We start from the raw sequence: 25188 nt of genomic DNA on the forward strand, positions 1-25188 counted from the left end.
GCCATCCTGTGCCGGAGACGGGCAGCCCTGTAAACCGCCGGCCGCGCCCCGCGCGGACCGGTCACGCTTACGTCATTCCGCCGCCGCGCGCAGGCGCGCTTCGGCACTCCGGTCGGCACTCTGGATCGGCAGGCGCGCGGGGAACCGGGCCGGGTCGGATTCCGGCGACAGGCTCGCCACGAGGCTCGCCCGGGGCAGGGCGGTCTCGGTCACGTCGAGCAGCGTGTCGACGCCCCTCTCCAGGTGCTCGTCCACCCGGTCGACCACGAGGATCTCCGGCTCGCGCAGGATCGCCCGCGCGAGGCCGACCCGCACCCGCACGCGCTCGGCGAGCGCCTGCCCTCGGTTGCCGACCTCCTTCTCGAGGCCGCGCCGCTGGATCGGCCGCTCCAGGTCGAACTCCCGGAACACCGCGCGGGCCTCCTTCTGGATCAGCGCCTCGCCGTGCATCCGCGCCGTGTCGATGCGGCCGAAGAGCAGGTTGTCGAGGACGGTGCTGCGCGGGTTGATCCGGTTGGGGTCGTAGGATTCGACGTCGCAGCCGTCGTCGCCGTGCATGAAGCCCTGCACGACCGCCCGCGCGCCGACCATGCGCTTGGCGAGGGTCTCGTCGAGCAGCCCGAAGCGCATCCGCGGCTCGACATAGGCGAGGGCCAGCGCCAGGAAGGCCACGCTGTCGGTCTCGCTCAGCCGCCCGTCCTCGGGCAGGCGCGCGAGCCGGCGCAGGTAGTCGGGCAGCGCGTCCGGGGTGATCAGCGAGAACCGCCGGAACAGCGGGTGACCCGGCGGCACGTCGGCGAAGATGTCCTTGAGGTTGCTGGCGATGGCGACGCCCATCCGGTCGAGCTCGTCGAGGAGCTTCACCTTGTCCAGCGCGTCGCGGAACAGGGGGACGCCGGCGAGGCGGCGCGGATCCGTCAGCGTCGGGTCGCGGGGGACGCCGAACAGCAGGTTCTCCCCGACGGTGGCCTGCTCGTTGTAGTGGCCCCGGGCGAAGGGGATCACGAGGTCGGCGAGACCCTTCTGGGCGAAATGCTCGCGCAGGTGCTCCCGCGCCGCGATCATGCGCTGGCCCACCGGCGTGTCGTGGGCGACCGAACTCAGGGCGCCGAGCCCGAACCGGTAGAGCTCGTCGCCGAGGTCGAGCCGGCCGAGCAGGTCGAGCAGGCGCTCGTCGAGCTCGTCGGCATCCCGGACGCCGAGGCGCTTGAAGTCGATCCAGGGGTCCTCGACGCTGTCGCAGGGGTTGCCGGTCTTCACTGCCTCGTTGATCCGCGCCTTGCTGAGGTCGAGGCTCTTGGTGCGCAGCGGGTGCACGCGCAGCCCGTAGAGGACGTTGTCGCGCAGCGTCCCGGGGAACAGCACGGGCTGGACGCCCGCGTAGGCGATGCGCCGCGCGTGGTCGCGGCGCGGCAGCGTCGAGAGGTCGTGCTCGCCGATCCGGACCGTGCCCCCGGGCGGCGCCTGGAGCCCGGCGAGCACGCGGATGAATTCCTGCGCGATCGCCCCGGGCGGGACCACGGCGACCTGCCCGGGGAGGCGCACCTCCGCGTCGCCGACCTCGATCAGGGAGCCGCCCTGCGGATCGCGCAGCTGCAGGCCCTCGAGCCGCAGCGGCCCGCCGAGCCGGGGCGCCGAGCGCTCGGATTCGTGCTCGGCCGGCAGGAGGCGCTGCGGGCCGAAATGCGCCGCCACGGTCTCGTACTTGACCTCGACGTCGAGGCGCTGCTGGTCCCAGTCGATCAGCTCCTTGAGGGGCGGCGGCAGGTCCCGGTAGGCGGCCAGGACCGCCACGAGCTGGCCGATGTCGAGCTGGCCCTTCAGGGCGAAGTAGCCGCCGATCGCGTAGAACAGGAACGGCGTCACCTGCGCCAGCAGGTTGTTGAGGTATTTGACCGCGAACTTGCGGCGGTAGATCCGCAGGCGCAGGTCGTAGAGCCGGTAGAGGCGGCCGCCGATCTCCGCGCGTTCCCAGCGGCCGGTGTCGTTCAGCGTCACCGCCTGCAGGCCGTCGAGCACCTCGGCGACGCGCCCGGCCAGGGCGCGGGACGCGATCTGGCGCTGGCGGCTGAGGCGGATGATCTCCCGCCGCAGCCGCGGGATCACGGTCATCTGCACGGCGACCATGCCGCCGGCCGCGATGCCGAGCCAGATGTTCTGCATCATGATGAAGGCCAGCGCCGTCGCGGCCTGAGTGCCCAGGAACACCGGCACCACGATCGCGTCGCCGATGAAGGAGCCGATCGGCTCGACCTCGTCCCGGATGATCGTCGCGGTCTCGGAGGATTTCACCTCCCGCTGCGTCTCCGGGGAGAAGCGCAGCATCAGCGAGAACAGCTGGAACCGCAGGCGGCGCAGCATCCGCTCGCCGAGAATGCCCTTCTGGAGGTTGATCCAGAACTTGAACGCGCCGTTGATCAGGACGAGGCTGAGGAACAGCGTCGACAGGCTGAGCAGCAGCTCGAACCGGTCGAGCTGGAACCCCTCGAACAGGTGCGTCTTGCCGCCGCCCAGGAAGGCGGGCCACTCGACGGTGAGCTCGAGGAACGGCGCGGTCGCCTCGCCGTGCGCGTAGGCCTTCCCCGTGATCGCGTCGTTGACGATGCGCTTCGGCAGGTCGAGCGAGGCGAAATAGAACGGAAGCGACGCCAGCACGACGGCGCAGATCCGGAGCTGCGCGACCTTGGAGTAGCGCCAGATATACGGGAACAGCCGCGGCTCAAGCGCGCGCATCGTGTCCTTCCGACGAAAGCCCGCCCTGGCGGCCCGACGGCCGAATCGCCGCAGCCGGACGCCTGATCCTGGTCGATACGCTACCCGAGGGATCCGGTTTCATCCAATACAGCCCGATAGGCGCGGACTCCCGCCGGCCGCGGTGTCATCGCGCCGTCATATAGGGCACTCGGCGCCGGATCCCGACGCCGATCTTCCCCCAGCAATCCCGGTCACGCGAGGCCCCCATGACCTCAGCGGCCTTGCCCAAGCGCGCGCGTCCTTATATTGCGACGCAACCACCACGACTCCGTACCTGAACCGGCGCGGACGGCCGCGCCGCGCGGCCGCCAGGGAGCCGGCACAACCCGTTTCGGGCCGCCATGAAACTGCGCAACATCGCCATCATCGCTCACGTCGACCACGGCAAGACGACCCTCGTCGACAAGCTGCTGGCCCAGTCCGGCACCTTCCGCGAGAATCAGCGGGTCGAGGAGCGGGCGATGGACTCGAACGACCTCGAGAAGGAGCGTGGCATCACGATCCTCGCCAAGGCGACCTCGGTCGTCTGGAAGGACACCCGCGTCAACATCGTCGACACCCCCGGCCACGCCGATTTCGGCGGTGAGGTCGAGCGCATCCTGTCGATGGTCGACGGCGTGATCGTGCTGGTGGACGCCGCCGAGGGGCCGATGCCCCAGACCAAGTTCGTGGTCGGCAAGGCGCTCAAGATCGGCCTGCGCCCGATCGTGGCGATCAACAAGGTCGACCGTCCGGATGCGCGGATCAACGAGGTCGTGAACGAGGTGTTCGACCTGTTCGCCGCCCTCGACGCCACCGACGAGCAGCTCGACTTCCCGATCCTCTACGGGTCGGGCCGCAACGGCTGGATGGCCGACAGCCCGGACGCGGACCCGTCGGTCGGCCTCGAGCCGCTGTTCGACCTCGTGCTCAAGCACGTGCCGCCGGCCCGGACCGAGGAGGGGCCGTTCCGGATGCTCGGCACCCTGCTCGAGGCCAACCCGTTCCTCGGCCGCATCATCACCGGCCGGATCGCCGCGGGCTCGGTGAAGCCGAACCAGCAGATCAAGGTGCTCGACCGTCACGGCAAGGTCGTCGAGACCGGCCGCGTGTCGAAGATCCTCGCCTTCCGCGGCCTGGAGCGCGCGCCGATCGACATCGGCGAGGCGGGCGACATCGTGTCGATCGCCGGTCTGATCAAGGGCACCGTCGCCGACACCTTCTGCGACCCGCAGGTCGAGACCCCGATCCAGGCGCAGCCGATCGATCCGCCGACCGTGACGATGTCGTTCATCGTCAACGACAGCCCGCTCGCCGGCACCGAGGGCGACAAGGTCACGAGCCGCATGATCCGCGACCGCCTGTTCAAGGAGGCCGAGGGCAACGTCACGCTCAAGATCGAGGAGGCGGCCGACAAGGACAGCTTCTACGTCTCGGGCCGCGGCGAGCTGCAGCTCTCGATCCTGATCGAGACCATGCGCCGCGAGGGCTTCGAGATCGCCGTGTCGCGGCCGCGGGTCGTGTACGAGCGCGACGAGGCCGGCGGCCTGCTGGAGCCGATCGAGGAGGTCGTGATCGACGTCGACGAGGAGCATTCCGGCGTCGTCGTCCAGAAGATGTCCGAGCGGAAGGCCGAGATGCTGGAGATGCGGCCCTCCGGCGGCAACCGCCTGCGCCTCGTCTTCCACGCCCCGACCCGCGGCCTGATTGGCTACCAGGGCGAGCTGCTCACCGACACCCGCGGCACCGCGATCATGAACCGGCTGTTCAAGGCGTACGAGCCCTACAAGGGCGAGATGCCGGGCCGTCGCAACGGCGTGCTGATCTCCAACGACCAGGGCGAGGCCGTGGCCTACGCTATGTGGAACCTGGAGGATCGCGGCCCGATGATGATCGAGCCGGGCTGGAAGGTGTACCAGGGCATGATCGTCGGCGAGCACAACCGCGAGAACGATCTCGAGGTGAACGTGCTCAAGGGCAAGAAGCTCACCAACATCCGCACCACGTCGAAGGACGAGGCCGTGCGCCTCACCCCGCCGATCCGGATGACCCTGGAGCGCTCGCTGGCCTGGATCCAGGACGACGAGCTCGTCGAGGTGACGCCAAAGTCGATCCGCCTGCGCAAGGCGATCCTCGACCCGAACGACCGCAAGCGGGCCGAGCGGTCGAAGGAGAACGCCGCCTGAGGCGCGCGACCGTCACCGATCGTGAACGACCGGCAACCGGGCGCTCAGGCCCGGTTGCTGATGTGGCCCTTATTCCTGGCCGCTCTCGGACCCATCGAACCCTTATGCCGAGGGCGATACTTCGATGGGGCGGACCCGAGAGGCCCGCGTGAACCCCGTGACACCGATGCCCGTCGCGCTGAACCCGCTTCCGTCGCTCGCGCAGGCCGCCGCCGCGCAGCCCTCATACCTCGTCGGCCAGGACGGCGAGGGTCACTGGGTCGCCGTCGAGACCGGTGGGCGTGCCGGAGGCATCTTCCGCAGCCGCCAGGACGCGATCCGCTACGCCTGCGTCGAGACCGGCTGCCGTCCCGGCGACGTCCCGCTGGCTTCCGGGCCGATCCCCTTCCGTCTCTCCTGAGCCGCGCGCCGCCGCGCCAGCGGCCCGGTCGCGTCAGCTGCCCCCGGGATCGGTCTCGTCGTTCTGCGTTCCGCCGGCGGGCGTCCCCTGGCCGGGCTTGCCCTCCGTCTTCTCGTTCGGGTCCTTGACCGCGTCGGGGGCGACGTTCTTCGGCTTGTCCGGCTGCGCGCCGGTCTCGCGACGCTCGGTCATTCCCGATTCTCCCGCTCCGCCCGGTAGTGCCCGCCCGCGACCTTCGTGTCGGCAGCCGGACCCCGCGAGGCCTTCTGGTCCGAGTGGCCGCCCGAGGAGCCGCCGACCGCCGGCGGCGCGCGCCCGGGCTCTCCGGCCGCGCCCCATCCCTCCTTCGGTTCGGTCCGCGGCGCCTCGCCGGAGCCCATGTCGGTGATCGCCGCCTGATCGGCCGTCTGATGGCCGCCCCCGGCGGGCGGGCTCCCGCGCGAACCGACCTTGTCGTCGGGCTTGCGGGTGACCGTCCCGGATTCGCTCGTCGGCCTGACCATCAGCGCTTCCCGTCGTCCTGGCCGACGGCGGCGGTGGCGCGGTCGATCGCCTCGCCGAGATCCGTGTCGGACCGCGCCTTGTCCTCCATCTGGCCGAGCTTCTCGCGCGGCGTCTCGGTCTCGTTGGCCACCGCGGCCTCGGCACCCTCCCGCGCGGGTCGTCCGGTCTGGTCTGTCATGGCTCGCCTCTCTGCCTCTTCGGGGGACAACGGAGGCGGCCGGGGAGGGTTGCGCGGACCGGGCGACCGGAGGCGGTCGGTTCAGGTCTCCGGCCCGACGATCCGGGGCAGGACGGCCTGCATGAGGCGCCGCGCCGCATCCTCCGCGGCCCCGCGATCCGATGCCCGCGCCTCGATCGTCAGCAGATCGCCGTCCCGGAGGATGACCGCGGTCGCCCCGGCGCCGCCGTCCAGCGCGTACACGCTCAACCAGCCGATCGCCGGGCCGGCGGGCAGTGCCGAGAGCCGGCAATCCGGATTGCGCCGCACGCAGAGCGCCTCGAGCGCCGCGAGGGTCGTCCTGCCCGAGCGGACCCGGGCCTCGGTCCCGTCCGTCAGGCGCCCGAGCCGCAACGTGATCGTCGGGGCGCCCGCGCAGGCGGCGCAGTGCAGGCCGAGCTGCCCGGCCTCCGCCCGCGCCGTGGCCGCCGGTCCGAGCGCCGATCGGGCGGCTTCGGCCAGGCCGGTCAGGTCGTGGACCGCGAAGCCCTGGGCCATCGCCGCCTGAGCCCAGAGGCCGAACACGAGAAGCAGGAGGCCGCGCATGAGATCGTCACTGTCCGTTCGCCGGCCGGCGTTAGCGGAGAGTTCTTCTGGCGTCCAGGCACGGGAGATCGCAGCGTTGATCCGAAATTTTCGCCCAAAACTCAGTATTATGCTGCGAATAATTTCTGAGAGAGACAGATACTGGTCAAAGAAAAATGATTGTATGATTGTGATAAAATGAAAAATTTCGTGGGTCGCGACGATCGTGTCCGTCTCCGGCGGACCGGAAGCGCGCGGATCCACATCGCCGCGATCCGCGCCGGTGCGATTCGATCGGTGCTCCGTAGGGGAGCGGCCCGAAGGCCGCTCCGATGGCCAGTTCAGCCGATCCCGTCGAACAGCGCCGAGGAGATGTAGCGCTCGGCGAACGAGCAGGCGACCGTCACGATCCGCTTGCCCTGGAACTCGGGGCGCTTGGCCAGCTCCAGCGCCGCCGCGACGTTGCCGCCGGTGGAGATGCCGCCGGGGATGCCCTCCAGCCGGGCGAGCGCCCGGGAGGTCTCGAACGCCGCCTGGTTGGTGACCTTCAGGACACCGTCGAGGATGTTGGTGTGCAGGTTGTCGGGGATGAACCCGGCGCCGATGCCCTGGATCTTGTGCGGGCCGGGCTGGCCGCCGGAGATCACCGGGCTGTCCTCCGGCTCCACCGCGAAGACCTTCAGGTTCGGCAGGCGCGGCTTCAGCACCTCGCCGACGCCCGTCACGGTGCCGCCGGTGCCGACGCCGGCCACGAACGCGTCGAGCTGGCCGCCCGTGTCGCTCCAGATCTCCTCGGCGGTGGTCTTCCGGTGGATCTCCGGGTTGGCCGGGTTGGAGAATTGCTGCGGCATGACCGAGCCCGGGATCTCCTTCAGGAGCTCCTCGGCCTTGGCGATCGCGCCCTTCATGCCCTGCGCGCCCGGCGTGAGCGCCAGCTCTGCACCCAGGAAGGCGAGCATCTTGCGCCGCTCCAGCGACATCGTCTCGGGCATCACCAGGATGAGCCGGTAGCCGCGGGCCGCCGCCGTGAAGGCGAGGGCGATGCCGGTGTTGCCCGAGGTCGGCTCGACCAGCGTGCCGCCGGGCTGGAGCTTCCCGGAGGCCTCCAGGGCGTCGATCATGTTGACGCCGATGCGGTCCTTCACGCTGGCGATCGGGTTGAAGAACTCGAGCTTCAGCAGGATCTCGGCGTCGACGCCGTGCTCCTTGGGCAGCCGGTTCAGGCGCACCAGAGGGGTGTTGCCGATCGTCTCGGTGATCGAGCCGTAGACACGGCCGTGGCCGACCTTCGCCGGTGCGTTGAGGGTATCGGCCATCGCGGAACTCCTGCTCGTGGTGACGGATCGGACAGATGTCGTATCCGGGAGAGGCCCCGCCAAGGGATCGCCCTCGCGTGGGGAGGCTTGACCGGCCCGGACGGGAGGCTGCGATATCGCGTTGCCGCGGCCGGAGCAATCGGGCTAAGTGCCGTCGCCGAAAGTTCTTTCCGGAATTGGGCGAACTTTCGCGGCGGGGTGGAAGACCTTTATTGAGCGGCCCGTTCCTGATGGAATTCTATTCTCCAGCCCGTCCGGCCGCGGCCGGCGCTGCCCGACCATCCTGCCCGACGGGCGGACGGGGCCTCCCCCTTCGGCCGACTCGTCGGGCCGCTCTGCTGGCGGGCCTCGGGCTGATCCTGGCGCGGCCGGCGCGGGCCGCCGAGGCGCTCCGCGTCGTGCTCGCCACCGCGACGCCGGGCGGCGGCTTCCCGGCCTTCGGGGAGGCCTTCGCCGGCGCGGTCGCGGCCGCGGACCCGGCCCTGACCGTCGAGCGGCGCGCCACCGGCGGGTCGTCCGAGAATGTCGGCCTCCTCCGCGCCGGCCGCGTCGATCTCGGCCTCGTGCAGGGCGAGTACGCCTACCCGGCCCTCGCCGAGGGCGGCGGCCTGACCGTCCTGGCGCCGATGTACCCGACGCCGGGCCTGTTCGTGGTGCCGGCGACCAGCGCGATCCGCTCGGTGGCGGACCTGCGCGGGCGCAGGGTCGTGCTCGGCACGCACAAGTCCGGGCTGACCGTCATGGGCCGCAGCGTCCTCGGCGCCTCGGGCCTCGATCCCGAGCGCGACATCAACCCGATCCTCCTCGACCGGGCCGGCGACGGCCCGGCCCTGGTGCGGGAGGGCCGCGCCGACGCGCTCTGGGGCGGCGGCCTCGATTGGCCGGGCTTCCACGCGCTGGCCGCGGATCCGGGCGGGGCCTGCTTCTTCGGACCGTCCGAGGCGGCCATCGCGCGCCTCGCGCAGCCCGGCGCGGCGACGCGGCGCCTCACGGTTCCGGCCGGCAGCTTCGCCGGGCAGGCGGAGCCGATCGCGACGGTGGGGTCCTGGAGCTTCGTGATCGCGCGGCCCGGCCTCGACGAGGAGACGGCCTACCGGATCGTCCGGGCGCTGGCGCGGACGGAGCTCACCGAAGCGCAGCCGAGGAACCTCGTCGGCCTCGTCCCGGCGGACCAGGTCAATCCCGGGACCGCCCGCGTCCTGCGCGAAGCCGGCGTCACGCTGCGCTGACGGCGCAGCGGCTCAGCGGAACGAGGCGACGCGGCGATCGCGCTTCCGCTCGGCGGCGGGCTGGTAGGCGATCTCGGCGTGGTGGGTGCAGTACGGCAGGCCGGTGATGGAGCGGGCGCCGCAGAAGCGGAATTCCGGCGTCGTCGGGTCGCCGAGGGGCCAGCGGCACATGGATTCCCGGAGGTCCATGATGGTGACGCGCTCCGACACCGCGAGGGCCACGGGCGCGGGCGCCGCGGCCGGCGCGGGCGCCGGGAAGTCCGGGGCCGGACGGTGGGCCAGGATCGCGACCGGCTCGGGCGCCTGCGTCTCGACCACCGCGATGGCGGTCTCGATCTCGACCGTCTTCGACGGCGGGACGGCGGTGGCGGCTTCCTCGCCGCCGCGGGCGCGACCGGCCAGACCCAGGCGGTGGACCTTGCCGATCACCGCGTTGCGGGTGACGCCGCCGAGTTGCGCCGCGATCTTGCTGGCGCTCTGCCCGTCTTCCCACAGGCGGCGCAGCAGCGCCACGCGATCGTCCGTCCAGCCGAGACCCGCTTCCATCATCCCCTCCGCCCCCTGCGGCTCGGCCGCGTTCCCGAAGGCCAGTCCGCGTCTTCCAGGCCGACAGGAGCCGTTATCCCGGCCGACCGTGTCGCCGCGCAGACCGCGCCCCCGCGCACCGGCTGCCGCATCGCGTGCGACACCCTGTCTCGCCAGGCCACGGGGGAACCCTAGCGCGGCGCTCGCGAACGTTGCAAGGGCGGGCGGTCGCCGGGCACGGGCCGCCGCGACGCCTGTCCACCGGCAATGACCCAGGCCGGCCCGGGTCGGCCGGGTCCGGCGCGATCCTGCGCGGCCCCGGCGCGGTCCCGCCGGTGTCCGGTACGGCGCCGCACCGTCCGGGCCGCCGGCCGCGGCGGCCACGCTTGCGCCCCGATCGCGTGGGATCGTGACCCCACCGCAACAGCGCGGCCTTATCGTTCCTCCGAAGCCGGCTAAGACGGAACAGGCGATACGGCCAAGCTCGTTCCGTGTGGCAGAGTGGGCGCGTTTCGCGGTTCGAGGAAGTGACGATGGGTGTTCGTCAGGTCAGCCTGCGCATGGCGGTGGCGTTCGGGCTGGCGGGTCAGGTCGCGGCCTGCGGCAGCGTTCCGCGGACCCCCTACAGTGCCGAGCAGGCGGCCTTCGCCACCGTGCCGGGCATCCCCGGCGCGCGCGTCTTCGCGGACGCGTCGGTGGACACGATCGCGGCGCTCGCCGCCAATCCGGAGCGGCGCCTCAAGGGCTTCACCTACCTGGCCCTGTCGGGCGGCGGCGGCGACGGCGCCTACGGGGCGGGCGTGCTCAACGGCTGGACGGCGTCCGGCAAGCGGCCCGAATTCACCCTGGTCTCCGGCGTCTCGACGGGCGCGCTGATCGCGCCCTTCGCCTTCCTGGGTTCGGCCTACGACCCCTACCTGACCGAGTTCTACACGAGCGGCGTCGCCAGCGAGCTGGTGGCCTCGCCGAACCTGGCCAACGTGCTGTTCGGCTCGGGCCTGTTCGGCGACGGGCGCCTGCGCAACCTCATCGACCGCTACGTCACGGACGACCTCCTCAAGGCCGTGGCCGAGGAGCACGCGAAGGGCCGGCGCCTGCTGGTCGTCACGACGAACCTCGATTCCCAGCGCGCGGTGATCTGGAACATGGGCGCCATCGCGGCGAGCGGGGTGCCCAACGCCCGCCAGCTGTTCCGCGACGTGCTGGCGGCCTCGGCCAGCATCCCGGCGGTGTTCCCGCCCCAGTTCATCGACGTCTCGGCCGGCGACGCGCGCTTCCAGGAGATGCATGTCGACGGCTCGGTGGTGACCCCCGTCTTCACCCTGCCGCAGACCCTGCTGCTGCGCGACGGGCGGATCAGCACCGGCGGCAAGGCCGAGATCTACGTGGTGATCAACGGCCGCCTGGAGCCGGAATTCGAGGTGACGAAGGACAACACGCTCTCGATCGTCGAGCGCTCCTTCACCACCGCGAGCCGCGCCCGCTCCCGCGCGACGCTGACGGCGACCTACGCGCTGGCCCGCACCAACGGCATCGGCTTCAATCTCACCTACATCGACGAGAACGGCCCCAAGGCGTCCGCCGCGAAGGGCTTCGACACCGCCTACATGCGGGCCCTGTACGAGGCCGGTTACGAGAAGGGCCGGACCGGCACCTTCTGGCAGCACTCGATCCCCGCCGCGCCGGTGCTCAGGGAGACCGCCAGCGCCGTGGCGAACTGATCGCCGGACGGTGCTGCCGCGCGCCCCGTCCGGGCGCGCGGCGGACGGGGCCGCTACTTGCCCAGGATCTTCGTCACGAGGCGGCCGAGCGGCGTCGCCGTGCTGGCGTTCCGGTCGTCCCGGTCGACGGGGCGGTTCTCGTTGCCGAGGATCTTGGTGACGATGCGTCCGATCAGGTTCATGGGTCGGCCCTCCGGTATCGCGCCCAAATGGCGCAGCTTCCCCAACAACGGGTCAGGCGCGGGCCGCGTTCCAGCCCGGCGTCCGATCGGGCGCCTCAGACCTGCATCAGGCGGATGTTGTTGGTGTTGCCCGCCGTGTGGAACGGGATGCCGGCGGTGACCACGATGACGTCGTTCGGCCGCGCGAAGCCTTCGTCCCGGGCGTGGTGGCAGGCCTTCGAGGTCATCTCCTCGTAGCTGTCGACGTCCTCCGTCAGGACGCTGTGCGCCCCCCAGAGCAGGCTCAGCCGCCGCGAGGTCGCGACGTTGGGCGTCAGGGCCAGGATCGAGGCCGCGGGCCGCTTGCGCGCGACCCGCGCGGCCGTCGTCCCGCTCGCCGTGTAGGCGACGATGGCCGCGGCGCGCACCGCCTCGGCGAGGTCGGCCGTGGCGGTCGCCACCGCATGGGGCGGCGTCTCCTCCTCGCCCGGCTCCGAGGCCGCGACGATCGAATGGTAGAGCTTGTGGCCCTCCACGCTCCGGATGATCCGGTCCATCATCGCCACCGCTTCGACCGGGTAGCGGCCGGTCGCGGATTCCGCCGAGAGCATCACGGCGTCGGCGCCGTCGTAGATGGCGGTGGCGACGTCCGACGCCTCCGCCCGGGTGGGCGCGGGCGCATTGACCATCGAGTCGAGCATCTGGGTCGCCACCACCACGGGCTTCACGGCGAGCCGGCAGGCCCGGATCAGCTCCTTCTGCCGCCCCGGCACGTCCTCGTGCGGGATCTCGACGCCGAGATCGCCGCGGGCGACCATCACGGCGTCGGAGAGCCGGATGATGTCGGCGATCCGCTCCAGCGCCTGGGGCTTCTCGATCTTCGACATGATGCCGGCGCGGTCGCCGATGATCCCCCGCGCCTCGATGACGTCGGACGGCTTCTGGACGAACGACAGGGCGACCCAGTCGACGCCGAGGTCGAGCCCGAAGGCGAGGTCCGCCCGGTCCTTCTCGGTCAGCGGAGACAGGTCCAGCAGCGTGCCCGGCAGGTTCACGCCCTTGCGGTTCGAGATCGGCCCGCCGGTGACGACCTCGGCGGTGATGGAGGTCCGCTCGGGCCCGGTGACCCGCACCCGAACCCGCCCGTCGTCGATGAGGAGCTCCTGGCCCGGCACGACGGCGTCGAAGATCTCCGGGTGGTGCAGCGGGATCGCCTGCTTGTCGCCGTCAGCGCCGTCGAGGACGAAGCGCACCGTCTCGCCGGCCTGGAGATCGAGCCGGCCGCCCTGGAGCGTGCCGATGCGGATCTTCGGCCCCTGGAGATCCTGCAGGATGCCGATCGGCCGGCCGACTTCCTTCTCGAGGGCGCGGATGGCCGCGTGGACCTTGGCGTGATCCGCCTGGAGGCCGTGGCTGAAATTGAGCCGGAACGTGTCGACGCCGGCGAGGAACAGGGCGCGGAGCTGGTCCGGGGCGGAGCTGGCGGGACCGACGGTGGCGACGATCTTGGCGTGGCGGTGACGGCGCATGCGGGTCTCGGCCTCCTGAGGCTGCCTCTGGGAATCGAGCCGGGCGCTCGGTCGCGCCGACGGCGCTCACATCGGTCCGCGACGGCCCCGCGGCGAGGCCTCGCGGCGCCCGGCAGGCGATTTTTCGCGCGGCGGGCCGATTCGGCAGGGGGCTATCTGGCCGCCTCCCGGGCGATCCCGGCAAGCCCGGCGTCGAACACGCCCGTGATGTCGGCGACGGCGTCGGCATCGCTCATGCCCTCGGCGTCGAAGGTCGCGCTCCAGATCACCGTGGAGCCCGCGCCGTCGCGACGGACCGCCAGCGTCGCGTTGTAGGCGCGCACCGGCAGGGGCCCCTGGATGAAGCTGTAGCTGTAGCTCATGCCGGTCTCGTCGCGCGCGGTCTCGACCTCGGCGATCGTGCCCTTGCCGCCCTTCACCACGAGGCCGCGGATCTGCGCGCGGATGCCGTCATCCTCGTCCTCGCCCGACAGGATGCAGCGCTGGACCTCCGGATGCCAGTTCTGGATCGCGCAGAAATCGCCGACCAGCGCCCAGACCGCCGCGGGCGGGGCCGGGATGTCGCGGCTGCGGGTGACCTCCAGGGCGCTGGCCGGTCCGGCGGCCAGGACGGCCGCGCTGATCGCCGTCAGGGAAGCGGGATGCATCACGGGTCGGTCTCCGGGCCACCGGGCTGATGTGACGCGACTTGGAGCGCCGCCCGGCCGCGGCGAGCCCCGTGGCCGCGACGGACCGCGTCTCGAAGGTGTCGCTGCCGGAGCGGTATGCTACGCCGCGCCCGTCAGGATCACCGGAGATGCCCATGGACGATCGCGCTGCGCCGAAGCGGCCCGCGACCCGGAGCGGCGCCGCGCGCGCGGCCCTGACGACCGGCGCCGCGCTCGTCATCGGCACGGCCATGCCGGCGCTCGCCGCGGGGTCGGACCCGTCGCCGCCGGCCGCGCCGCAGGCTTTCGAGGCCTGCCGGGCCGACCTGATCGCCTGGGTCACGGCCCGCGCCGTGCCGCAGGGCCTCGCCGAGGCGCAGCTCGCCGCGCTCACCCCCGACCCGGACGTGATCGCCGCGACCCAGAGCCAGGGCGAGTTCGTCCGTCCGATCTGGGACTACATCGAGGCCAGCGTCAAGCCGGCCCGCGTCGAGGCCGGTCTGCGCAAGCTCACCGAGCACGCCGACACGCTCGCCGCCATCGAGGCCAGGTACGGGGTCGACCGCCACATCCTGGTGGCGTTCTGGGGCGTCGAATCGAGCTACGGCGCCGTGCTCGACAACCCGGCGGTGGTGAAGCCGGTCGTCCGCTCGCTCGCGACGCTCGGCTGCAGCGATCCCGCCCGGGCGACCTACTGGCGCGACGAGCTGGCGGCGGCGCTCCAGATTCTGGCCTGGAACCAGGCGCCCCTCGACCGGATGCCGGCGGGGCTGACCGGGTCCTGGGCCGGCGCCATGGGGCACACGCAGTTCATGCCCAGCGTCTACCAGCGCGAGGCGGTCGATTTCGACGGCGACGGCCGGCGCGACATCTGGACCTCGGTGCCGGACGCCCTCGCGTCGACGGCGAACTACCTGCGCAGCCACGGCTGGAAGCCCGGCGCGGGATGGGGCAGCGAGGCGGTGCTGCCCGAGACCTTCGACGCGGCGCTCGCCGACGAGACGACGGTCCGCACCGTCGCGGCGTGGCGGGCGCTCGGCGTGAGGCCCGCCCGCGACCGCGCCCTGCCGGACACGGCCGAGGCGACCCTGATCCTGCCCGCCGGGATCCGCGGCCCCGCCTTCCTGCTGCAGCCGAACTTCGCGGTGATCCTCCGCTACAACACGGCCCTGTCCTACGCGCTGACCGTCGCGCTCCTGTCGGACCGCCTGCGCGGCGACCCGGGCCTGGTGCACGACTGGCCGCGGGGCGACCGGCCCCTCACCGGCGACGAGCGGCGCGACCTGCAGACCCGGCTGACGGAGCGCGGCTTCGCCACCGGCGGGGTCGACGGCAAGATCGGCCCGAAGACGCGGGCGGCGCTGCGCGCCTTCCAGGGGTCGGTCGGCCTGCCGCCGGACGGTTACGCCGACGCCGCTCTGCTGGACCGGGTCCGGGCCGCGCCCTGACGGGCGCTCACGCCAGGAAGGCGGGCTCGTCCCGGGCGAGCACCCGCTTGACGCTCTCCAGGTGCAGGCGCGCGCTCTCGGCGCGGCCGGCCGCCTCCTGGGCCGCCACGCGCTGCACGATCGCCTCGGGCACGGCCTTGAGCGCGCGCCCCGTGCTCATCGCCAGGACCTGCGCCTGCGCGGCGCGCTCCAGGTAGTAGAGGTCGTCCCAGGCCTCCGCGATCGTCTCGCCCAGCACCATCACGCCGTGGTTCTTCAGGAACACCACGTCCGCCTCGCCGGCGCTCTCAGCGATCCGCCGGCCCTCGGACGAGTCGAGCGCGAGACCGTTGTAATCCTCGTCCACGGCGATCCGGCCGTAGAAGCGCAGGGCGGTCTGGCCCGCCCACACCAGGGGCTCGCCCTCCAGCATGGCCAGGGCCGTCGAATAGGGCATGTGGGTGTGGAACGCGGCCCGGGCGCGGGGCTTCAGCCGGTGCAGCTCGGCGTGGATGTGGAAGGCGGTCGCCTCCGGCTGGCCGTCGCCCTCGAGGACGTTGCCGTGGAAGTCGCAGAGGAGCAGGCTCGACGCGGTGACCTCCGCGAAGGCGAGGCCGTAGGGATTGACTAGGAACAGGTCGGGCCGCTCCGGCAGCACCGCCGAGAAGTGGTTGCAGATGCCCTCTTCCAGGCCGTTGCGGGCGGCCCAGCGCAGGCAGGCGGCGAGGTCGATCCGGGCGCGGCGCATGCTGTCGGCGTTCAGGGGCTCGTTGCTGCGGGCGGGCGGGGTTCCCGGGGCGGTAACGGCGTGCGCCATGCGTGCGGGCTTTCCTGTGTCTCGGGATCGGGCCGGGCCAACCGGCCGGGGCCGCACTCTAGACGCTCGCGCTCAGGCGCCAAGCGCTCAGGTATCAAGCGCTCAGGCGCGGCCGTCGGTGACGCCGCCGACGAGGTTGAGGCCGAGCAGGAAGTCCGACGCGAAATCCGTGCGGATGACCGGCTCGCGCGGGATCGCCTCGCGCAGGAGATCGCGCTCGGCGCGGCGCGCCGCGACCGCCTCCGCCACCGAGACGCGCCGGAACGACAGGCTCGCCCCGCCCCGGACCTGCGCCAGCCGCCCGAGATCCGGCCCGATGACCGTGGCGATCTTCGGGTAGCCGCCGGTGGATTGCCGGTCGGCCATCAGGATGATCGGCAGGCCGTTGCCGGGCACCTGGATCGCCCCCATGGCGACGCCGTCGGAGACGATGTCGTGCCCCTTGGCGTGCCTCAGCGGCGTGCCGTCGACGAAGCAGGCCATCCGGTCGCCCCGCGGCGAGACCGTCCAGGGACCGGCCAGGAAGGCCTCGACCTGGTCGGGCGCGAAGTAGTCGTCCTGCGGGCCCAGCACGACCCGGATCTCCCGGCCGTCGCGGGCGAGCCAGGGCGCGAGGAGCCGCTGCGGCGCCCCGTCCGGGGTCCGGCCCTCGGCGACGGGGAGGCGGTCGCCCGCGGCGAGGCCGCGCCCGTCGAGGCCGCCGAGCCCCGAGCGGGTATGGGTCGCCGCCGAGCCGAGGACCGGCGCCACGTCGAGCCGCCCGGCGACCGCGAGGTAGCCCCAGGCGCCGGCATCGCCGGCCCGCACGACGAGGGTCTGGCCGGGCTCCAGGGCGAGCGCGACCGTGTCGAGCAGGGGCAGCCCGTCCAGCGCGACGCGGAAGCCCGGCGCCAGCAGGGCGAGCCCGACGGCGCCATCCTCCGCCGAGACGGTGACGCCGCCGGTGGAGATCTCGATGGCGGTGGCGTCGAGGGGGTTCGACGCCGCCCGGTTGGCGGCGGCGTGCATCAGCGGGTCCATCGGGCCCGCGGCCGTGATGCCGTAGCGCAGGTAGCCGTGCCGGCCCCCGTCCTGCAGGGTGACGCCGGGTCCGGCGGAGTCGATGACGAGGGCGGTCATCAGCGCGCCTCCCCGCGGCGGGCCACCGGCTCGCCCGCCGCCTCGCGGGCCGTGAGGGCGTCGAAGGTCGCGGCATCGACGGGCTCGAAGCGGATCAGGTCGCCGGCGCCGACGAAGAAGCTCGGGTCGCGCTCCGGCGCGTAGAGGCGGGACGGCGTCGCGCCGATCACGTACCAGCCGGTCGGCATCGGCACGGTCGCCACCGCGGCGAGGCCGCCGCCGATCATGATCGCGTTGCGCGGGTGCGGTGGCCGCGGGCTCGCCCGCCGGGGCACCGCCAGGGACTTCGGCAGGCCGCCGAGATAGGCGAAGCCCGGCGCGAAGCCGTACATGTAGACCCGGAACGTCGTGGCCGCGTGGGTCGACACCACATTCTCCGGGCTCAGGCCGCTCCGCTCGGCGACCTGCGCGACGTCCTCCCCGTGGGGGGCGTCGTAGCAGCAGGGCAGGGTCCAGAGTATCGGGCTCGCCGCGCGCGCCGTCGCGCCGGCCACCAGCGCCCGGACCCGCTCGGCGAGCGTCTCGCGGTCGAGCACCAGCGGGTCGTAGTGCAGCATCAGGGAGCGGTAGGTCGGCACGCGCTCGCGCAGCCCCTCGGGCGGGTCCGCCCCGAGGGCGTCGTCGAGGGCCAGGACCCGGTCGCTGATCGCGGGGTCGACGGTGCTGCCGAACTCGACCACGAGGGCCGCCTCGCCGGCGTCGAGGAGGCGGGGCTCGTCCAGCGCCGCGCTCACGGCCGGAACGGCGCCAGCGTGACGCCCGCGCCCTCCAGCCGGGTCCGCACCGCCCGCGCCGTGGCGACGGCGTGGTCGGAATCGCCGTGGACGCAGATCGAGCGGATCGGCGTCGGCAGCGCTTGGCCGTCGGCCGTGAGGATCGCGCCCGCCTCGACCATGCGCAGGACGCGGTCGGCCGCCTCGCCGGCATCGGTGATCATCGCGCCGGGCTGGCTGCGGGGGATCAAGAGGCCGGTCGGCGTGTAGCCGCGATCGGCGAAGATCTCCTGGTGAACCTCGAGGCCGCAGACCTCGCCCGCCGGCACCTGGGCGGTCAGCGCGATGGCGAGCAGCGCGAGTTCCCGGTCCACCGCGCGGACCGCGCGGGCGATGGCGTCGGCCACCGGCCGCTCCTCGGCGGCGACGTTGGCCAGCGCCCCGTGCGCCTTCACGTAGGTGATGCGGTGGCCGGCATAGGCGGCGAGCGCCTGCGCGGCGCCGATCTGGTAGGCGACCAGCCGCTCGATCTCGGCCGGGCTGTAGGGCATCCGCCGCCGCCCGAAGCCCCAGAGATCCGGGAAGCCCGGATGGGCGCCGACCGCGACGCCGCGCTCCTTCGCCAGCGCGAAGGTCCGGGCCATGATCTCGGGGTCGCCGGCGTGGAGGCCGCAGGCGACGTTGGCCGAGGTGACGATCCCGAGGATCGCCGCGTCGTCGCCGCAGGCGTAGGCGCCGTAGCCCTCGCCGAGGTCGGAATTCAGGTCCACGCTGGTCATCGTCGCCGCTCCGCGTGCCGATCGGGTCTCATAGGGCCGCAACGGGTTCCGGCTCGGCCGGATCCGCGCTGCGAGAATCGAGCGCGCGGCCCGCCGTCTCCGGCAAGAGAAGCGCCGCGACGATCACGAGGCAATAGGCACCCGCCGCCACGACGCCGATGGCGATGCCGAGTGTCAGCGAGCCGCTGAGATGACCCACCACGGCCGGGCAGATCGCGCCGGTGGCGCGGCCGAAATTGTAGCAGAAGCCCTGCGCGGAGCCGCGGATCCGGCTCGGGAACAGCTCGCTCAGGAAGGCGCCCATCCCGGAGAAGACGCCCGAGAGGAAGAAGCCGAGGGGGAAGCCAAGGACCAGCATCACCGGGTCGGTGATCGGGATCAGCGTGTAGGCCAGGACGAGGATACCCGCGCAGAAGCCGAACAGGACGAAGCCCAGGCGACGCCCGATGCGGTCGGAGAGCCACGCGCTGGTCAGGTACCCGACGAACGACCCGAAGATCAGCATCAGCAGGTAGCCGCTGGTGTTCAGGACCGAGAGGTTGCGCTCGGTCTTCAGGTAGGTCGGGAGCCACGTCGTCACCGCGTAGTAGCCGCCCTGCATGCCGGTCGCCAGCAGGCTCGCCAGCACGGTCCGGCCGATCAGCGGCCGGGAGAAGATGTCGAGGAAGCTGCCGGTGTCGCCGACGTCCCGCATGGCGGCGCGGGTCTGCCGGTAGACCTCGGGGTCCTCGATGTTGCGGCGGATCCAGAAGATCAGCACCGAGGGCAGGGCGCCGAGCCAGAACAGGATCCGCCACGCCACCGCCGGCTCCGCCAGGGCGAACACGGCCCAGAAGGCGATCGCCGCGCAGGCCCAGCCGACCGCCCAGCTCGACTGGACGAGCCCCACCGCCTTGCCGCGGTAGCGGGCCTGGATCGTCTCGGCGATCAGCACCGACCCCACCGACCACTCGCCGCCGAAGCCGAAGCCCTGCAGTGCGCGGGTCACGAGCAGCTGCTCGTAGGAATGGGTGAAGCCGCTGAGCACCGTGAACAGGGTGAACCAGGCGACAGTGCCCTGCAGGACGACGACCCGGCCGTAGCGGTCGGCCAGGATCCCGGCCGCCCAGCCGCCGATCGCCGAGGTCACCAGCGCGGCGGTCGCGATATTGCCGGCCTCGACCTTGGTCAGGCCCCAGACCACGACGAGGGTCGGGATCAGGAACGTGTAGATCATGTAGTCGAACGCATCGACGCCGTAGCCCGCGAAGGCCGCGCCTAGGACCCGGCGCTCCGCCGGACTCGTGTCTTTCACCCACATGGCGCAACTCCTTTGCGGACGGGCCGCCGCGCGGCCGGGAGGGTCACAGGAACGGCAGGTCGCGGTTGAGGAGGTCGGTGATCAGCATGTGACCGGGCGCGTGGGTTATGCAGAGCGGCAGCCGCGCCGCCATCGCCACCGCCTGGGGGGTGACCCCGCAGGCCCAGAAGACCGGGATCTCGTCCGGCTCGATCGGCACGGGATCGCCGAAATCCGGCCGCGCGAGGTCGCGGATGCCGATCAGGCCCGGATCGCCGAGATGGATCGGCGCCCCGTGAACCGCCGGCATCCGGGCCGTCACCTGCACGGCCTTGATGGCGTCCGCCGCCTTCATGGGACGCATGGAGACGACGAGCGGACCGTGGAACGGGCCCGACGGCTCGGTGGCGATGGACGTCCGGTACATCGCGACGTTGCGGCCGAGGGCGACGTGCCGGAGCGGGATGCCCGCCGCGATCAGGCCGGCCTCGAACGAGAAGGAGCAGCCGAGGACGAAGGTGACGAGGTCGTCCCGCCACACGCCGGTCAGGTCGGGCAGCTCCGCCACGAGCTCGCCGCCCTCGTAGACGCGATAGCCGGGGACGTCGGTGGCGAGGTCGAGATCGGTCCCCAGCGTCGGCAGTGCGCGGTCGCCGGGCCGCGAGACGCCGAGGATCGGGCAGGGCTTCGGGTTCTGCTGGCAGAAGCGGTGGAAATCCTCCGCCATGGCCCGCGGCAGGATCATCAGGTTGCCCTGCGCGTGGGCGGGGACGAGACCCGAGGTGTGGCCCCGGAACCGACCCGCGCGGATCGCGCGCCGCGCGTCCGCCGCGTCGGCGAAGACAGGTGGCGCGCCGTCGGCGCCCGCGTGCTGGCTCACCGCGTTGATCTCCCTGGCTGGTCGTCGCGCGCCGGAGCGGCCGCGTCGGCCGTCCGTATTCCGCGAGATCCCGATCGCTTCAGCGATTCATTTCCTGCGGCAACGATCCCATCGCGCCGCGGAGCAGGCCAATCGTGATTGCGAATGGGGCGCGATAAACCGGACTTATCGGCCGGCGGCCCAGGTCTCGGCGGCCCAGGTCTCGGCGACGTCCTGGGCGAGGCGGGCCGCGTCCGCCACGAAGTGGTGGGCCGGCCGCTTGGTGTGCATCGCCGTGAAGGTCAGGTCCGAGAGCTGCGGCTCGGCCGGCAGGACGCGCAGGGTACCGGCACGCAGTTCGGCCTCGACCACGGCCGGGGGGATCACGCAGATCCCGAGGCCCTCCACGCCCATCTTCACGATGGTGGCCAGAGAGGCGCTCGTGTGGATCTGGCTCGGCAGGAGGTTCTCCTGGAGGACGAGGTCGCGCAGCTCGACGTAGGGGCTGGTGTTGCGCGGGTAGGTGATGAGCGGGTGGTGCAGCAGCGCGCCGAGGCTCAGGGGCTCGTCGCCCGGCAGCAGGCCGGGCGCGGCGATCCAGGCCACGGGGGTGCTGAACAGGGGCCGGTTGGCGAAGCTCGGCAGGGTGATCGGGCCGACGAGGAGGGCGAGGTCGATCTCGTCGGCGACGAGGGCGGCCTGCATGTTTGGCGAGATGTCGACCGTGATGTCGACGCCGATGCCGGGATGGGTGGCGCGCATGCGCTCGATGAAGCGCGACAGCCAGAGGTGGACGATGGTCTCGGACACGCCGAGCCGCAGGGTGCCCCGCGTCCGGCCGGTCTCGTGCAGGGCCGCGCTCATCTCGGACTGGAGCGCCAGGAACCGCTCCGCGAATCCGAGGAGCAGGCGTCCCCGCTCCGTCAGCGCGACGTCCCGGCTGCGGCGCTCGAACAGCGTCCCGTACTCGTGCTCCAGGGCCGCGATGCGCTGGGAGACCGCCGGCTGCGTGGTGTTCACCTTCTCACTGGCGCGGCGAAAGCTCGAGAGTTTCGCGACCCAGTAGAACACCTCCAAGCTGCGGAAATCCGCCATCCCGCGATCGTCCCGCCTCGCCGCCGTGCCCGGCCATATCGCGCCGCGGCGCGCGGAAGCGCAAGCGTGCGGCGGTCCCCTCCGTACGGGAGAGGGTACCCGCCCCTCGCGCGCATGCGCCCGGCTATCGCCCCCGTCTCGGGGTGATCGGGAACGGCTCTAGAGATCCGACACGGTCGTGGCCGGGCGGGCAGGGCGCATGTGCGCGAGCAGCAGGCGCGCTTCCGCGACGAGGGGATGGTCCAGGTACCAGAGGCCGCAGACCCAGCCCGCGATGCCCGCGGCGATCGCGGCCGCGAGGCTCGGGAGCGGCGTCTCGGCCGACCAGCCCCAGGCCGACATCACCAGGATGGCGGGCGCGACGGCGATCGCCGTCAGGGTGGCGGCGTGGAGGTAGATGGGGGCGTAGTCGCGCCGGAACGTGTCGGTCATCCGCTCGAGATGCGGCCGGTAGAGGCCGACGGCCAGGAACGCCTCGCCGATCCGGGCCGCGCCCGCGCCGCCGAGGCCGAACAGGCAGCCGATGCTGAACATCACGAGGCCGGCGCCGTGGCGCAGGAACTCGAACCGCGCCTGCAGGGCGGTCTGGTCCCGGATCAGGAACACCTCCCAGGTCATGCTGAGCGAGGTCAGGACGATCGCCGCCAGGGACAGCAGGCAGAAGGGCAGCGCCGCGCCCTCCCAGCCCGGCCCGAGCAGGACGCGCACGATCGGACCGGCCAGGACGGCCGCGCCCGCGAAGGCCGGCCAGAGCAGCACGGTGATCATCCGCAGCGTGTGGAGGTAGCAGGTGCGCAGGGACTGACCGTTCCGCTGCTGGTTGGCGAGGTCCACGAAGGTGATGCGCGTGATCACCACGTGCAGGTGGTCCCACATCAGGGTGTTGAGGCTCGCCGCGCGGGAGTAGAGGCCGAGGGCGCTGAGCCCGAGCATCCGCCCGAGGACGAGGTCGCCCATCCGGCCGGCGATCCCCGCGACGCCCGCGATGGCGAAGAGGCGACCGCCGTAGGTCAGGATCTCGCGCCAGCCCGCGAGCCCCAGGCGCAGCGACACGTAGCGCAGGCCGAGGCCGTTCGCGGCCAGCGCCGCCGCCACGGCGCCCGCGGCCTGTCCGTAGGCCTGGCTCATGTAGCTGAAGCCGAGGAGCGCGAGCGCCAGCATCGCGCCGCTGGCGACGAGACCGCGCAGCATGTTGACGAGGGCCACGCCGCGGAAATTGCCGTGCCGCTCGATCATGGCGGCCGGGCGGAATTCCAGCGCGCCGACCAGCGGCACGACGGCGAGGACGGCCAGGGCGCGCTGGACCTCCGGCTCGCCAAGGAGGACGCTGCCGAACACGCTGAAGGCCAGGATCAGGAGCGCCGCCGCGCCCGACAGCATCAGGTTCACCGTGAACACGCTCGCCAGCAGGGCCGCGTCCACCCGCTCCGCCCGGACGATGTAGCTCGACAGGCCGCAGGAGCGCAGCGTGGACAGCAGGCCCGCGATGGCGGCGGCGAGGCTGAAGATGCCGGTCTCGTGGGGCGTCAGCAGGCGCGCGAGGGCCAGCGAGGTGCCGAACTGTGCCAGGAACAGCCCGCCCTGGCAGAATCCCATCCAGGCTAGGCTCCGGCGCTTCGAGAACGCGGGCGGCGCCGTCGCTTCCGGCCCCTCTCGGAGTTCTGCCATGGGATCCTTCGGACGCAACAGGGTGGCGGCGGCGCCGGCTGCGGGCAGGGCGCGATCGGTCGGGACGGCTTAACAGTGCCCGGTGGACCGCGGCAGCTGGCCAATCGGAGGACCGTGCCCACGCCCGATGGCCGAGGCCAGGTCGGGCCGCCGTGCAGATCAGGCGCTGCAGAGAGGCCCGAGAACTCGCCCGCTCCCGAGCCCGGGAATCCGATTTGACTGTATCGGGCGGACATATCCGTGATCTGCCCGCGTCATGAACCGGCACGTAATATATTCATCTTGCCGAACGCACTTCGAGCCCCGTTCACGTTGGCAGCGCCGTATGCCGAGGCCGAACGAAGATTTCCGAATGTGCAAGCGGCGCGCGGCACGGTCGGGATGATCCGATGTTTCGGCCGAAGTCCTCGCGGAACAACTTGGAGGTCCGGTCGAAAGGCTCAACGGTTCGCATTCCGTCGCAGTGCGCGCGTGACCTATTCCGCTTTATAGCCGACAGAACAGTAAATTTCCGCAAGATTTTCCCGGCTTGACGGGTCGGTGGGATCGAATACCGGAGATCATCGTCCGGTGCTGGCGCGGATCTGGACTTTTCTATAGCCCGTCAAAGGATCCAAGCGGCCGTCGCTTTGCGTCGGGGACGCCAAATATTGCGCCGCCACAACTGCATGACATTCGGTTCCGCATCCAAAAGGCGTAGCCGCCCCTACGGCGCACGGATTGAGAAAGTGCAATAATATTACTATACATTGTCTGTGAATCGTTTTAGAAGGTCGCAATTCTGGCAGTATTTATGGAATAATGCCAAATGAAAATCAGCTTCATCGTATGTACTCGCAACCGTGTAGCGTCCCTTCTGCAGACGCTCGACTCGGTGGTCCGCGCGATCGAGGCCGCGCCCGAAGCTGAGGCCGAGATCATCGTCGTCGATAACGGGTCCGAGGACGGCACGGACGCGGCGTTGAAGCGCTGGTCCGCGTCAATCTCGATCGATCGACGCGACGTTCTGCTCCTCACGCAGGCGCGCCCAGGTGTCGCCGGGTCTCGGAACGCCGCGATCGCGCGCGCGTCCGGAGACATCATCGCGTTCATCGACGACGATTGCGTCGTGTCGGACCAGTATCTGCGAGATCTGATCGCGCACTATGCCGGCGACACGGAAAGCGTCATCCGCGGTGGCCGTGTCGAACTGGGATCGACCCAGGACATCGACTTCACCACGAAGACCGAGGCCCTGGCGAGCCGGCTGACGTATCCGGCCCATCCCGGCGGCTTCGTCCACGGCTGCAACATGACCTGCAGCCGGGCCGTCATCGAGCGGATCGGCGGGTTCGACGCGGCGTTCGGCCCCGGGGCGACGTTCCGCGCGGCCGAGGACACGGACTTCATCTACCGCGGCTGGGCGGCCGGCGTGGCGGTCGAGTACGTGCCCGACATGAGCGTCAAGCACTTCCACGGGCGCCGGGACCCGCGCACGATCGACCGGCTGCACTGGAACTACCAGTTCGGCAACGGCGCGCTCTACGCCAAGCACATCGGCCGCAGCCCGTGGCTGATCAAGCACCTGTACTGGTCCGCCCGCAACGCCGCCCGCGAACTGGTCGGGGGCCCGTGCTTCGACGCGCAGCTCGGCCTGACGTGGCGCGCCATCGTGACCGCCAATCTGAGCGGCGTCCTGGCCTTCGCCTGGCACAGCGCGCGGATGCTGCTGACGCGCGCGCCCGCCCGGGCCTAGGGCG

Annotated in this window: 24 protein-coding genes; 6 read left to right on the top strand and 18 right to left on the bottom strand. The window is 71.8% G+C overall.

The genetic code is table 11. The features are described from left to right. Positions 1–72: 72 nt before the first annotated feature. Positions 73–2733 carry an ABC transporter transmembrane domain-containing protein gene (locus ACLBYG_RS11185; protein ID WP_447681498.1) on the bottom strand — a complete coding sequence of 887 codons (2661 nt, stop codon included), beginning with the start codon at positions 2731–2733 and terminating at the stop codon, positions 73–75. A gap of 362 nt (positions 2734–3095) precedes the next feature. Here ACLBYG_RS11185 and typA point away from each other — a divergent pair, with 362 nt between their 5' ends. After that, on the top strand, positions 3096–4919 hold the full coding sequence (gene typA, locus ACLBYG_RS11190) for a translational GTPase TypA (RefSeq protein ID WP_020093051.1): 1824 nt from the start codon (positions 3096–3098) through the stop codon (positions 4917–4919). Between the two features lie 148 nt (positions 4920–5067). Further along, positions 5068–5319, top strand: a complete 252-nt coding sequence (locus ACLBYG_RS11195) for an RAG2 PHD domain containing protein (protein ID WP_447681499.1) — start codon at positions 5068–5070, stop codon at positions 5317–5319. Between the two features lie 33 nt (positions 5320–5352). Here the strand turns inward: ACLBYG_RS11195 and ACLBYG_RS11200 are convergent, their stop codons facing one another. From ACLBYG_RS11200 to cysK, 5 genes are all read right to left on the bottom strand, one after another. Next, positions 5353–5511, bottom strand: a complete 159-nt coding sequence (locus ACLBYG_RS11200; RefSeq protein ID WP_020093053.1) for a hypothetical protein — start codon at positions 5509–5511, stop codon at positions 5353–5355. Beyond that, entirely contained in the window at positions 5508–5822 is a 315-nt protein-coding gene (locus tag ACLBYG_RS11205; RefSeq protein WP_020093054.1) for a hypothetical protein, read from the bottom strand. The genes ACLBYG_RS11200 and ACLBYG_RS11205 overlap by 4 nt, the downstream gene beginning before the upstream one ends. Further along, positions 5822–6001 (bottom strand): hypothetical protein, encoded by a 180-nt coding sequence (locus ACLBYG_RS11210; RefSeq protein WP_331297759.1) that lies wholly within the window; start codon positions 5999–6001, stop codon positions 5822–5824. Before ACLBYG_RS11210 ends, ACLBYG_RS11205 begins: the two co-directional genes overlap by 1 nt. An 81-nt stretch (positions 6002–6082) precedes the next feature. Beyond that, positions 6083–6586 (bottom strand): hypothetical protein, encoded by a 504-nt coding sequence (locus ACLBYG_RS11215; protein ID WP_447681500.1) that lies wholly within the window; start codon positions 6584–6586, stop codon positions 6083–6085. 320 nt (positions 6587–6906) lie between these two features. After that, positions 6907–7881 (bottom strand): cysteine synthase A, encoded by a 975-nt coding sequence (gene cysK / locus ACLBYG_RS11220; protein WP_070999936.1) that lies wholly within the window; start codon positions 7879–7881, stop codon positions 6907–6909. A gap of 230 nt (positions 7882–8111) precedes the next feature. Here cysK and ACLBYG_RS11225 point away from each other — a divergent pair, with 230 nt between their 5' ends. Beyond that, entirely contained in the window at positions 8112–9110 is a 999-nt protein-coding gene (locus ACLBYG_RS11225; protein ID WP_447681580.1) for a TAXI family TRAP transporter solute-binding subunit, read from the top strand. A gap of 12 nt (positions 9111–9122) precedes the next feature. On the opposite strand, the gene ACLBYG_RS11230 is transcribed toward ACLBYG_RS11225, so the two are convergent. Next, positions 9123–9659 (bottom strand): GcrA family cell cycle regulator, encoded by a 537-nt coding sequence (locus tag ACLBYG_RS11230; protein ID WP_026604914.1) that lies wholly within the window; start codon positions 9657–9659, stop codon positions 9123–9125. Positions 9660–10168: 509 nt separating this feature from the next. On the opposite strand from ACLBYG_RS11230, the gene ACLBYG_RS11235 reads away from it, so the two are divergent. Next, positions 10169–11356, top strand: coding sequence for a patatin-like phospholipase family protein (locus ACLBYG_RS11235; RefSeq protein ID WP_447681501.1), 1188 nt, complete (start codon positions 10169–10171; stop codon positions 11354–11356). A 53-nt stretch (positions 11357–11409) separates the two neighbouring features. On the opposite strand, the gene ACLBYG_RS11240 is transcribed toward ACLBYG_RS11235, so the two are convergent. The 3 genes from ACLBYG_RS11240 to ACLBYG_RS11250 all read right to left on the bottom strand — a co-directional run bounded on the left by ACLBYG_RS11240 (position 11410) and on the right by ACLBYG_RS11250 (position 13693). Then, on the bottom strand, positions 11410–11538 hold the full coding sequence (locus tag ACLBYG_RS11240; RefSeq protein WP_012320301.1) for a hypothetical protein: 129 nt from the start codon (positions 11536–11538) through the stop codon (positions 11410–11412). Positions 11539–11633: 95 nt separating this feature from the next. After that, positions 11634–13046: a pyruvate kinase gene (gene pyk, locus ACLBYG_RS11245; protein WP_447681502.1), complete on the bottom strand. Its 1413-nt coding sequence runs from the start codon at positions 13044–13046 to the stop codon at positions 11634–11636. A 152-nt stretch (positions 13047–13198) separates the two neighbouring features. Next, on the bottom strand, positions 13199–13693 hold the full coding sequence (locus tag ACLBYG_RS11250) for an SRPBCC family protein (protein ID WP_447681503.1): 495 nt from the start codon (positions 13691–13693) through the stop codon (positions 13199–13201). 155 nt (positions 13694–13848) lie between these two features. Here ACLBYG_RS11250 and ACLBYG_RS11255 point away from each other — a divergent pair, with 155 nt between their 5' ends. Next, positions 13849–15141: a lytic murein transglycosylase gene (locus tag ACLBYG_RS11255; RefSeq protein ID WP_447681504.1), complete on the top strand. Its 1293-nt coding sequence runs from the start codon at positions 13849–13851 to the stop codon at positions 15139–15141. 7 nt (positions 15142–15148) lie between these two features. Here ACLBYG_RS11255 and ACLBYG_RS11260 read toward each other — a convergent pair whose 3' ends face one another. The 8 genes from ACLBYG_RS11260 to ACLBYG_RS11295 form a co-directional block, all read right to left on the bottom strand. Then, on the bottom strand, positions 15149–15937 hold the full coding sequence (locus ACLBYG_RS11260; RefSeq protein ID WP_447681505.1) for an aldolase: 789 nt from the start codon (positions 15935–15937) through the stop codon (positions 15149–15151). A 102-nt stretch (positions 15938–16039) separates the two neighbouring features. Then, positions 16040–17056, bottom strand: coding sequence for a 5-oxoprolinase subunit C family protein (locus tag ACLBYG_RS11265; protein WP_447681506.1), 1017 nt, complete (start codon positions 17054–17056; stop codon positions 16040–16042). Next, positions 17056–17790, bottom strand: a complete 735-nt coding sequence (locus ACLBYG_RS11270; protein WP_447681507.1) for a 5-oxoprolinase subunit B family protein — start codon at positions 17788–17790, stop codon at positions 17056–17058. Before ACLBYG_RS11270 ends, ACLBYG_RS11265 begins: the two co-directional genes overlap by 1 nt. Further along, positions 17787–18548: a 5-oxoprolinase subunit PxpA gene (locus ACLBYG_RS11275; protein WP_447681508.1), complete on the bottom strand. Its 762-nt coding sequence runs from the start codon at positions 18546–18548 to the stop codon at positions 17787–17789. The genes ACLBYG_RS11270 and ACLBYG_RS11275 overlap by 4 nt, the downstream gene beginning before the upstream one ends. A 28-nt stretch (positions 18549–18576) precedes the next feature. Beyond that, on the bottom strand, positions 18577–19848 hold the full coding sequence (locus tag ACLBYG_RS11280) for an MFS transporter (protein WP_056533220.1): 1272 nt from the start codon (positions 19846–19848) through the stop codon (positions 18577–18579). Positions 19849–19891: 43 nt separating this feature from the next. Continuing rightward, entirely contained in the window at positions 19892–20707 is an 816-nt protein-coding gene (locus ACLBYG_RS11285; protein WP_447681509.1) for a putative hydro-lyase, read from the bottom strand. A 165-nt stretch (positions 20708–20872) separates the two neighbouring features. After that, positions 20873–21781 (bottom strand): LysR family transcriptional regulator, encoded by a 909-nt coding sequence (locus tag ACLBYG_RS11290; RefSeq protein ID WP_447681510.1) that lies wholly within the window; start codon positions 21779–21781, stop codon positions 20873–20875. Positions 21782–21940: 159 nt separating this feature from the next. Beyond that, positions 21941–23449, bottom strand: a complete 1509-nt coding sequence (locus ACLBYG_RS11295) for an oligosaccharide flippase family protein (RefSeq protein WP_447681511.1) — start codon at positions 23447–23449, stop codon at positions 21941–21943. A gap of 808 nt (positions 23450–24257) precedes the next feature. Here ACLBYG_RS11295 and ACLBYG_RS11300 point away from each other — a divergent pair. Then, positions 24258–25184 carry a glycosyltransferase family 2 protein gene (locus ACLBYG_RS11300; protein ID WP_447681512.1) on the top strand — a complete coding sequence of 309 codons (927 nt, stop codon included), beginning with the start codon at positions 24258–24260 and terminating at the stop codon, positions 25182–25184. Positions 25185–25188: the final 4 nt, after the last annotated feature.

It is taken from the genome of Methylobacterium sp. D53M (assembly GCF_053345625.1).

Coding starts and splice junctions, on each gene's coding strand:
- ACLBYG_RS11205 (WP_020093054.1), bottom strand. CDS start 5,822: ATGGTCAGGCCGACGAGCGAATCCGGGACGGTCACCCGCAAGCCCGAC.
- ACLBYG_RS11255 (WP_447681504.1), top strand. CDS start 13,849: ATGGACGATCGCGCTGCGCCGAAGCGGCCCGCGACCCGGAGCGGCGCC.
- ACLBYG_RS11290 (WP_447681510.1), bottom strand. CDS start 21,781: ATGGCGGATTTCCGCAGCTTGGAGGTGTTCTACTGGGTCGCGAAACTC.
- ACLBYG_RS11200 (WP_020093053.1), bottom strand. CDS start 5,511: ATGACCGAGCGTCGCGAGACCGGCGCGCAGCCGGACAAGCCGAAGAAC.
- cysK (WP_070999936.1), bottom strand. CDS start 7,881: ATGGCCGATACCCTCAACGCACCGGCGAAGGTCGGCCACGGCCGTGTC.
- ACLBYG_RS11295 (WP_447681511.1), bottom strand. CDS start 23,449: ATGGCAGAACTCCGAGAGGGGCCGGAAGCGACGGCGCCGCCCGCGTTC.
- ACLBYG_RS11300 (WP_447681512.1), top strand. CDS start 24,258: ATGAAAATCAGCTTCATCGTATGTACTCGCAACCGTGTAGCGTCCCTT.
- ACLBYG_RS11280 (WP_056533220.1), bottom strand. CDS start 19,848: ATGTGGGTGAAAGACACGAGTCCGGCGGAGCGCCGGGTCCTAGGCGCG.
- ACLBYG_RS11275 (WP_447681508.1), bottom strand. CDS start 18,548: ATGACCAGCGTGGACCTGAATTCCGACCTCGGCGAGGGCTACGGCGCC.
- ACLBYG_RS11210 (WP_331297759.1), bottom strand. CDS start 6,001: ATGACAGACCAGACCGGACGACCCGCGCGGGAGGGTGCCGAGGCCGCG.
- ACLBYG_RS11235 (WP_447681501.1), top strand. CDS start 10,169: ATGGGTGTTCGTCAGGTCAGCCTGCGCATGGCGGTGGCGTTCGGGCTG.
- ACLBYG_RS11230 (WP_026604914.1), bottom strand. CDS start 9,659: ATGATGGAAGCGGGTCTCGGCTGGACGGACGATCGCGTGGCGCTGCTG.
- ACLBYG_RS11240 (WP_012320301.1), bottom strand. CDS start 11,538: ATGAACCTGATCGGACGCATCGTCACCAAGATCCTCGGCAACGAGAAC.
- typA (WP_020093051.1), top strand. CDS start 3,096: ATGAAACTGCGCAACATCGCCATCATCGCTCACGTCGACCACGGCAAG.
- ACLBYG_RS11185 (WP_447681498.1), bottom strand. CDS start 2,733: ATGCGCGCGCTTGAGCCGCGGCTGTTCCCGTATATCTGGCGCTACTCC.
- ACLBYG_RS11250 (WP_447681503.1), bottom strand. CDS start 13,693: ATGCATCCCGCTTCCCTGACGGCGATCAGCGCGGCCGTCCTGGCCGCC.
- ACLBYG_RS11215 (WP_447681500.1), bottom strand. CDS start 6,586: ATGCGCGGCCTCCTGCTTCTCGTGTTCGGCCTCTGGGCTCAGGCGGCG.
- ACLBYG_RS11260 (WP_447681505.1), bottom strand. CDS start 15,937: ATGGCGCACGCCGTTACCGCCCCGGGAACCCCGCCCGCCCGCAGCAAC.
- ACLBYG_RS11265 (WP_447681506.1), bottom strand. CDS start 17,056: ATGACCGCCCTCGTCATCGACTCCGCCGGACCCGGCGTCACCCTGCAG.
- ACLBYG_RS11225 (WP_447681580.1), top strand. CDS start 8,112: ATGGAATTCTATTCTCCAGCCCGTCCGGCCGCGGCCGGCGCTGCCCGA.
- pyk (WP_447681502.1), bottom strand. CDS start 13,046: ATGCGCCGTCACCGCCACGCCAAGATCGTCGCCACCGTCGGTCCCGCC.